Source organism: Bacillus cereus group sp. BfR-BA-01382, assembly GCF_022663475.1.
In the GTDB taxonomy this organism is placed as follows: Bacteria; Bacillota; Bacilli; order Bacillales; family Bacillaceae_G; genus Bacillus_A; species Bacillus_A thuringiensis_S.
The window spans coordinates 1-5310 of the sequence record NZ_JAKUFQ010000177.1; the positions used below are offsets into that span (position 1 = coordinate 1).

A 5310-nucleotide genomic window follows, 5' to 3' on the forward strand; every position below is an offset into this window, starting at 1 on the left:
AAAAATCATCTTTGATAGTAGAGAGTTTTTCTATTTGATTAAAAGAATCTTTTGTAATACTCATTGCATCTACCAAGACCATATATCTAAAATTCAGTAGGGAATAATAGAATGATACATAGTGATCTGCTTTTAGTCCTTTTAAACTTTCTTTTACTTTTAGGTATGTTTGTTTTGCTTCTTTTACATGATATAAACGAATTTCTTCATACCATTCGTGTAATAATCCCATCAATTGCTCATTACTCTTCTCTTGAACATTCATAATATCCCCCTTTTCTATGTAAAGGCTTATTCTGATAATAACAGGAATTAGATACATTAAATTTAACAATGAGTTTTTTTCATAAATATACAGAATATTCAGAATATGGGCAGTTACCCACCCTTTGTAATGCGACAAAATATAGCTAAGATAGTACAAATTTCGCTAAGTGATTTTTTGATGCTTAAATGTTTGCTATTGAATATATCGTATAAGAGGTGTCTTAGTACTATGGTAGAAAAGGAGGTAGCTTACATTGCTATTTTTTTGAGAAAATATTGGACTTATTAAGTTTCAAGGAATTCAATATAAGTATACTCATGTCTACTTATATTGAAAAGTGAGCGTTAGTTTATGATAAGTTTTGGGATTAATTTACTAAGGACAATGACAAATTTAAGAACAAGAAGAAAAGTAATGGATGCTAGAATTCTGCAAGCGTTAGGGTAGAATTTAAATGTTTTTTGAAAAAAAGAATTAGCTGAAGGGGATACAGTTGCTCTTCATGTACATTCTCGTACTAATTCTCAAGATAAGGGAGTTGCTATAGTTGATATATTTCGTATCAAGGATGGAAAGATTGTCGAACACTGGGATGTAATTCAAGAGATTCCAAGTGAAGCAGTTAATGATAATACGATGTTTTAGGTAGAAGGATATATAAATTCAGATTTATAATAAAAACCCCCATTTTGATTAACCTTTTTTCAAAATGGAGTCTTTTTATTTTCCATATAAAATTAACAGTACCCTTGATGTATGAGTCACATCATAGTAAAAACTCTTCTATAGGCAAGAAGAGTTTTTTAGTAAGTCTATAGCATTCTGGGAGAAATTAATGTTTTTATTATTAATAATGAAAAATAATTAGGATAAGAAGGGGAAAATAGCATGAAAATGAAAGTAATGATTTTAACAGGCTCAGTACTTGCAGCAACAAATGTTACGGGCAGATACAACTTTTAAAGATGTTCTTACTGATCATCATTTGGTCATATAAAGCATAAAAGAGAAAAATATCGTAGCAGGTTATAGAAATCGTATATATGGTTTCGGTGATAGTATTATACGTGGTTAAGTTGCTAGATTACTTTATCATTTTAGCCAAGATGGTTTTTAAAACATAATCAGTACGATTAAATGGGAGACATGAGTCATTGCTTATCGATGGTAAAGTAGACGTATATAATTTAAAAGGAAACCCATGCAACAATATAAATAATAATTTGTATGTGAACGTAAAAAATACCAAGATGGCCCTGAAGGGGAGGGGGGCTTGGTGTTTTTTAGCTAATATCACGATTTTTAAGTAATTTTCATATTCTGTTAACCGCACTAATATCAAGTTTTTTAATTCAATCGTTTAAATTTCGCAAGTGTATTCTTTATCTCTTTATCTTCCACATATCAGTGGGTAATCTTTGTATAATCTGATCTTATCTCTAAATCACAACTGTTACCCCAGTACCATCAAGTTAAAGTTTCATTTTATTTTGCTAACTTGATGGTGATGTGACGTAACCTTAATTATTTGGAAATTTTAAAAAAGTCCCCTTAGTCATGTTAAAGGGACCTTGATCACGCAAATGATCTGTAAATCAATTCATTTTTGATAGGCAGATCATTTGTATGATAATTTTTGTAAATAATTGCTGAATAGTGAATTTACATAAATGCTTTTAGAAGTTCTTGAATTAATGGGATTGCTCCACCTATAAATTTTAAAACTGCCATTGCGATTTCCATATTATTCTCTCCTCTTTTTTCGTATTAGGATATGATAAATCTTTATAAATTCATTATAGTAAGCGCTTACAATTATTACAATACATTTTCGTATGCAATATTGCATATTTATAAATTAGATCTCTATCATTCATTTTTTAATGGTACTATAGCGAGGTGAGAGTCTTTAAGGGTTCTCCTTAATAGGAGGAAATATGGAAAGAGTGCAAGCGATTTACAGTAATCAAAAATTTAAGAGTTGGGTTAAACAGGTATTAGCTGTAGGAGGAGTAATAGGGTGCTGTTATTTGGTGTTATATGTTTTCTGCTTCTTAGTTATCATGTAAATATTATACAACGAAACTAGTAGAGTCTTACCTAGAGAGGTAAGGCTCTTTTATTGTAGTACCTCGAGATGAGCAAACTACATACAATATCTATCAGGTTTTTCAGATTACTTTGTATGGTTCCTTGTTTAGAACAATAATTCCTATCATTGAAATTAAATAAACTTCTATTTAAAAGTTTGAATTTATATTGAAAACAGAATTCTATTGATAAAAAATATGTTTTTACTAGATACATATTAAAAAGACAAGTATAAATTATATTAGATTTTGGCAAAGTCTTTTTGACTTGGAAAAGGATTTAAATATTACTTGTAGATTTGATTCCTTTTTACATACTATAATCCTTATATTGCTACGTAAACATAATACAGTAATAATGATTTAAAAGCAAGAATTTTAGTAGCGGTACGTTCACACATCCATCAACTTAAGATTTTAAAGTAGCTCTTAAACAAAAAACTTCTTTTTTTAATTGATTCATAGTAAACAAGAAAGGTTGGCAAATTAACAACTAAAGAGATTTCTTCAGGTAAGCTAATAAGTAATCTATCAAAAGGTCCTTTACAAAATTTATACATAAGTCAATTATAAGATCATGTAAAATTTAAAATTATGTAAATGTTATACATTTTTGTAAAAGACATTCATTGACACTTGCGTATATAAGTAACTATACTCGTTACATCAAATTGAATGTGTGATAATACGATTTTATTATTATTACAAACATGTAAATATAAAAATAGAAAATCCCAATTTGATAAATACAATGGTAGAGGTGTTTATTTTAATGAAGCACAAATTAATTGCAACAGGTATCCTTGCAGGATCTATATTATCCTATTCTTCTAATATTTTAGCAGATACTCATAAATTCCCTGATGTTCCTGTATGGGCTGATAAATCTGTTAATTATTTAGTTGATAAACAGGTATTGAATGGTTATCCAGATGGAACTTTTGGTTCAAATGACTCATTAGACAGAGCTTCGGCTACAAAAATTATGACAAAAGTTTTAGGGATACAAATTGATCCTAATGCAAAACCATCTTTTACAGATTCACAAAACCACTGGGCTACTCCTTATATTGCTGCTGCTGAAAGAGCTGGTATTGTTAAAGGTGAAGGTAATGGAATCTTCAATCCATCCGGAAAAGTAACTCGCGCTGCTATGGCTACGATGCTAGTAAATGCATATAAACTACAAAACACACCAAATTATAACGAGCAGGTTAGATTTGAAGATTTAAAAGGGCATTGGGGAGAAAAATATGCCAATATTTTAATAGATTTAAAAATTTCTAATGGTACTGAGAACGGTTGGCAACCAAATAGATTTATAACACGTGCTGAAGCTGCTCAACTTACTGCAAAAACAGATATGTTACAACAAAATTCAAACGATGAAAAAGAGATTATTACTGCTACTTCATATGAAGATTTAAATTTAACAGTGGCTTCGAAAATTACAGCTCAAGAGATTGATAGTTTTATTGCGAAATATCATTCGGATAGTCCTTTAGTTGGACATGGGCAAGATTTTATCAATGCGCAAAATCAATATGGCGTGAGTGCTCATTATTTAGCAGCGCATGCGATTTTAGAATCTGGATACGGAAAATCAGAAATCGCATATCAAAAACATAATCTATTCGGTCTACGTGCATATGATGGAGATCCGTTTAAATATGCGAAATATTTACCAAGCTACGGCGATAGCATTGCTTATAACGCTAATTATGTACGAGAAAGATATTTAGAAGAAAGTGGTATGTATTATAACGGGCCAACATTAACTGGCATGAACGTGAAATATGCATCAGATAAAGGTTGGGCTAAGAAAATTGCGGGTATTATGGAACGTATTAAACCGTTTCGTGTAGAAGACTATACATATGCAAAAAAATTACCAAAGAATCCTGAAACATTAGATGTCGACGCATTATCTAATGAAATTCCATATAAAATGTATGCAGACGGTTCAAGCTCAAATGTTGTATCATCAGCTACTTACTATCAGGTACCTTATCCATTTAATTTAAAAATTAAAAGTAGACCAGATGTAGCTGTCGAGGAGAATAAAGTTGGTACAGTAACTTCTGGAACAACCATCTTTATTTATCGTGAAGATCCAAATGGATGGGTAGAATTCTCTTTTGAAGCGAATGGAGAAAAATACTGGACATTAAAAAGTAAATTAAGTATGTAATTAAAAAGATCTATTTCACTACTTTTAATCGATTAGATTATAATCTCATATAATTGAGAGACAATTTTTTTACTTTCTTAAAATAAAGTTATGTATACAAGAAAAGTTAGAGGATTATTTTCTCTAACTTTTCTTCGCTAGTATTTGAAATTAAAAAGATGGTGGAGTTACTCCAAATATAACAGTGACCTTGTTTAAAGAAGTGTTTTCCCATTTATGCTTTGCATAAGGTGGGATTTTAACACTATCACCTGTATTGAGAAGTAAAACCTCATCATTTAGATATAGTTTTACTTGTCCTTCCATAATAAATGCTATTTCTTCCCCTTTATGTGCCACAGGTTCCATAGATGAAGCAGTTTGAGGTAACAGATTCATTAAAGCCAATTCTAGTGATCCATCTAAATTAGGAGATAATAGCTCATACGAAACATTGCCGCTTTCAGGAAAAGTTATTTTTTTTCTTTGGTTAGCTCTTACAACTAATTCTTCTGTACTGGTATCCTCTAAGAAAAAATTAAACAATGGAATATTTAATGCTACAGAAATTAATTTTAGTGTTTGTAATGATGGATTTGTGATTCCTTTCTCAATTTGACTTAACATGGAAGGTGTTATATCAGCTAACTCTGCTAAACGTTTACTGGTTAATCCGGCACCTTTTCTAAATGCCATAATTTTTTGACCAACATTAATATTGTTCATATATGTAATCCCCTTTAAATAAGTAAATAAAATTAAATTATTATTAATTTTATTTA

3 protein-coding genes and 2 pseudogenes are annotated in these 5310 nt (G+C 30.1%); 2 read left to right on the forward strand and 3 right to left on the reverse strand.

Annotated features, from left to right (window positions below; genetic code table 11):
* The coding region (locus MR160_RS32535) for a response regulator aspartate phosphatase (RefSeq protein WP_481746744.1) at nucleotides 1-265 on the reverse strand (265 nt) is incomplete at its 3' end.
* A gap of 468 nt (nucleotides 266-733) precedes the next feature.
* Here MR160_RS32535 and MR160_RS32540 point away from each other — a divergent pair.
* Nucleotides 734-913: pseudogene (locus tag MR160_RS32540) on the forward strand (nuclear transport factor 2 family protein); the annotation flags it as partial.
* 1017 nt (nucleotides 914-1930) lie between these two features.
* Here MR160_RS32540 and MR160_RS32545 read toward each other — a convergent pair.
* A pseudogene (locus tag MR160_RS32545) lies at nucleotides 1931-2117 on the reverse strand (hypothetical protein).
* 1013 nt (nucleotides 2118-3130) lie between these two features.
* On the opposite strand from MR160_RS32545, the gene MR160_RS32550 reads away from it, so the two are divergent.
* Complete coding sequence (locus MR160_RS32550; protein WP_000680992.1) at nucleotides 3131-4549, forward strand: S-layer homology domain-containing protein; 1419 nt, start codon at nucleotides 3131-3133, stop codon at nucleotides 4547-4549.
* Between the two features lie 150 nt (nucleotides 4550-4699).
* Here MR160_RS32550 and MR160_RS32555 read toward each other — a convergent pair whose 3' ends face one another.
* Nucleotides 4700-5254: a helix-turn-helix domain-containing protein gene (locus MR160_RS32555; RefSeq protein ID WP_001059815.1), complete on the reverse strand. Its 555-nt coding sequence runs from the start codon at nucleotides 5252-5254 to the stop codon at nucleotides 4700-4702.
* Nucleotides 5255-5310: the final 56 nt, after the last annotated feature.